The sequence below is a fragment of the Binatus sp. (SeqCode) genome (genome assembly GCF_036522015.1).
Classification (GTDB): Bacteria; Desulfobacterota; Binatia; order Binatales; family Binataceae; genus Binatus.
In genome coordinates, this window is the sequence record NZ_DATDGQ010000322.1 from 1 (window position 1) to 3330 (window position 3330).

Consider the following 3330-nt stretch of genomic DNA (forward strand, 5'->3'; position numbering starts at 1 on the left):
CTGGCGCCGTATCTGGCGCGCTGCGAGGAACGCCCTGCCTTTAAAAAGGCGCTCGCCGATCAGATGGCCTCATTCAAAGCATGAAGGGAGTTGGAAAGATGGAAAATCCGCAGGAATATTACAAGCACGACGGCCCCATGACGGCTCTGGGAACGCACGCGGACGAAATGCGCGAGCTGCCCACGGACCTCGCATCGCTGTGCGAAGTCGTACAAGGCGCACTGATCCACCGCGACATCGCGCCCTGGCTCTACGGCATCACGCTGACCGAACAGCAGCGCGACGATGGTCATATTCGTCCGATGGCGCAGATGCTGACGCGGATTCACGAGCTCGACTCGCGGCCTTTAACGACTGCGCGCGACGTCGGTCACCGCCTGCCAAGCGTCTGTCGTCATTTCTCGCTGATGCTCTGTTCGATCCTGCGCGCGCAGGGAATTCCGGCGCGTCCGCGATGTGGCTTCGGCGCTTACTTCACGCCTGGCAAGTTCGAAGACCATTGGGTTTGCGAATATTGGAACGCCGGCCAGAAGCGATGGATCCTGGTGGACGCGCAGCTTGACGCGATTCAGCGCAATGCGCTCCACATCGATTTCAAGCCGCTCGACACGCCGCGCAACAAGTTCATCATCGCCGGCGATGCGTGGCAGATGTGCCGCTCCGGTCTCGCCGATCCGAGTAACTTCGGGCTCACTCACGCCCACCTGCAAGGGCTGTGGTTCGTCGCCGGCAACGTGTTGCGCGATCTAGCCTCGCTCAATCGAATGGAAATGCTGCCGTGGGACGTTTGGGGACTTATGGATCTGAACGACGCGGGCTTGACCGACGAGAAAAAGGCGCTGCTCGATCGCGTCGCAGCGCTGACGCTCGCAGGTGACGACGCGTTCGGCGACATGCGCGCAATCTACGAGTCCGACGATCGCCTGCGCGTACCGCCAGTCGTCTTCAACGCGCTCCGCAACGCCCCCGAGAATGTCGCGAGCTGAACGCTAGTGGCCGACGAAAAGTTGCCTCGCTTCTCGTCCGGCCCGCGACCGCTGGCCCGCGCCGCGCGGCTTGTCGTGGTTGATTCGATCGTCGCGCGCCTGCTCGAAACACATCGTGATCACGTTGTTGCGATCGGACTCTACGGCTCGACCGGCCGAGGCACCGACGGAACTTACTCGGATATCGAAATGTTCTGTGTGATCGATCAGCTCGGTGAAGACCGTCGCTACGAGTGGATTCACGGTGATGGCAAAGCCGAGGTTGCGTTGTTCGGCGAGGACGTGATCCGCGGCAAAGCTGCGACGGTTGATGAAGGATGGTCCGTCACGCACGCGGAATTCGCCTATCCGCAGCGGCTTCGGGGTGACCAGCGGTTCTTCAGCGAGCTGCACGACCTGGTGTTCGCACATCCCGATGAAACTTTCGCGCAGGCCGAGCGCGGGATCATCGTCGATGAACTGTACGAAGGAATCGGCAAAGTGCGGAACGCGGTTGCCACCGGCGATTTCGTCAAGCTGGCGTCGCGCGCCTGCCGCACCGCGCTCATGAGCGCCCTGTTGCTTGGTCTTGCCCGCCGCAAGATCTACACCGCAGCAGGGCTCGATCTGGCTGAGTCGATGCAGCTGGCCGGGCGCCCCGAGGGTCACGACGAACTTTGCCGAATGGTAATGTCAGGCGACCTCGCGGACTCGAAGCAAGTTGCCGTTACGCTCGAACGCCATTGGCAAGGCGTGGCCGAATGGATCGATTGCGAGGGCCTCGACCTGTCGCCAAGCCTCAGATGGCCGTTCTAGAGCGACGTGACTTTGGCAGCTTCGCTTGATAAATCGCGATCTGATCTCCTCGGCGCAAATCCGAATGAACCTCGCAGTTACACAATCGACGCTGGAATGCCTCGGCCACAATTTCGATCCGCGCCAAATATTTGAGGACGTGCGCCTGCGCCGATGCCGCGGATGCGGCCGAATCTGGCGATTCAAAACCGCGGACAACTCAATCGACACTCTGACTTACGCGTGGTTAAGGCTCGTGGAGCCGACCGGATGGACGATGACCTTCGACTTGCCCTTCGAGCCAAGCCTCGACGAGGTCTCCCATCTCTCACCAATCGAAATGCTGCTATGGAACGCCGAGCTCTGCCCCGGCCCGCCCACCCGCGACTATCCCGGCGCAATCGAAAACGCGGCGTACCGACTTATCGCACTGGGAGTCCTGGACGCGATCAGCGCCAAGACCGCAATGGAAGCTACGCCACGAACTCTTCCCCTCGCCGGGTAAGGCGACCTTTTGCATAGCGGGCGCGATCGCCTTCTTCCCCTCTCCCAAAGGGAGAGGATCGAAGGTGAGGGACCTTATTCAGCGCGCTCCTTCTGGTTCCCCTCTCCTGAAGGGAGAGGGGTTAGGGGTGAGGTCGCGCGCGATTCAAGATTCCGCCTCCGGCGTGCACGGCGTCCATCCAAACGCTTCTTGTCAGAGCGAGGCCGCGCCTCCAGCATCACTCCAATCGGCGCGCCGCACCACGTTTGTGGAGCTTGCGCTGCGGGAGATCAATCAAGTTCCCCCGCTAGCGCGGCCGCTTTGGCCGAGGCCCGGCACCTATCCTCCCGCTTCACCTGCCGCCCGCTGCGGGCGCCGGGGCCGCTGGACGCGACGGCTTCGGCATATGTATGTACAGCTTGTCCGCTGCTGGACGTCCGTCGGTATGCATCGACGGCGGGCGCATCGCGTATTTCACTTCGCGCGCGTGTTCGGCCAGCTGCCGGTCCGGATTGTACACGCTGTTGAACTTCCACAGCATCTTGATGAAGTTGGTCTGCCCCTTGAGCGCGAGCTTGCCCGCGATCGACGCGACAGACTTCAGCGCCGCGAACCCCAGGTGCTTGCGATTCAACACATCCTGCGTCTTCACCAGCTCCTGGTAAAATTGCAGCAGCGGCAGCTTGGTCGGCAGCACCGCGTGCTGGATGTCGTAGAGCCGGTAGTCGAACGTCGTCAGCTTGCGCGATTCCGTGAACCACAGCTCGGTGCCCGGATACGGCGTCGCCACCGTCAGATGAACGATCTCCGGGATGCTCATCGCCCATTCGCGAATCACCTCGAAGCGCTTCTCGTCCCATGACGGGTCCGCGATCAGATTGACCGCGACCGTCAGTCCGATCTCACGCGCCACTTCGAGCGCCTTGAAGTTCACGCCCATCGACGAGCGCTTGCGATGCAGCTTCAGTCCCTCTTCGTCGATCGCCTCGAGGCCGAGGAACATGTACTCCATGCCGAGCTTGCGCCAGTAGCGGAACACCTCCGGATTGCGGCACAGCACGTCGGCGCGAGTCTCGAGGTAGTACT

3 protein-coding genes and 1 pseudogene are annotated in these 3330 nt (G+C 61.8%); 3 read left to right on the plus strand and 1 reads right to left on the minus strand.

Annotated features, from left to right (window positions below; all coding sequences use genetic code 11):
* Window positions 1-80 precede the first annotated feature (80 nt).
* The 3 genes from VIW95_RS13625 to VIW95_RS13635 all read left to right on the plus strand — a co-directional run bounded on the left by VIW95_RS13625 (window position 81) and on the right by VIW95_RS13635 (window position 2265).
* A complete protein-coding gene (locus VIW95_RS13625) occupies window positions 81-986 on the plus strand; it encodes a transglutaminase-like domain-containing protein (RefSeq protein ID WP_331587409.1) in 906 nt (301 codons plus the stop codon).
* Between the two features lie 6 nt (window positions 987-992).
* On the plus strand, window positions 993-1781 hold the full coding sequence (locus tag VIW95_RS13630) for a kanamycin nucleotidyltransferase C-terminal domain-containing protein (RefSeq protein WP_331587411.1): 789 nt from the start codon (window positions 993-995) through the stop codon (window positions 1779-1781).
* A gap of 64 nt (window positions 1782-1845) precedes the next feature.
* Window positions 1846-2265, plus strand: coding sequence for a hypothetical protein (locus VIW95_RS13635; RefSeq protein WP_331587414.1), 420 nt, complete (start codon window positions 1846-1848; stop codon window positions 2263-2265).
* Between the two features lie 331 nt (window positions 2266-2596).
* On the opposite strand, the pseudogene VIW95_RS13640 reads toward VIW95_RS13635, so the two are convergent.
* Window positions 2597-3330 (minus strand): annotated as a pseudogene (locus VIW95_RS13640) (hopanoid C-3 methylase HpnR); the annotation flags it as partial.

Coding starts and splice junctions, on each gene's coding strand:
- VIW95_RS13625 (WP_331587409.1), top strand. CDS start 81: ATGAAGGGAGTTGGAAAGATGGAAAATCCGCAGGAATATTACAAGCAC.
- VIW95_RS13635 (WP_331587414.1), top strand. CDS start 1,846: ATGAACCTCGCAGTTACACAATCGACGCTGGAATGCCTCGGCCACAAT.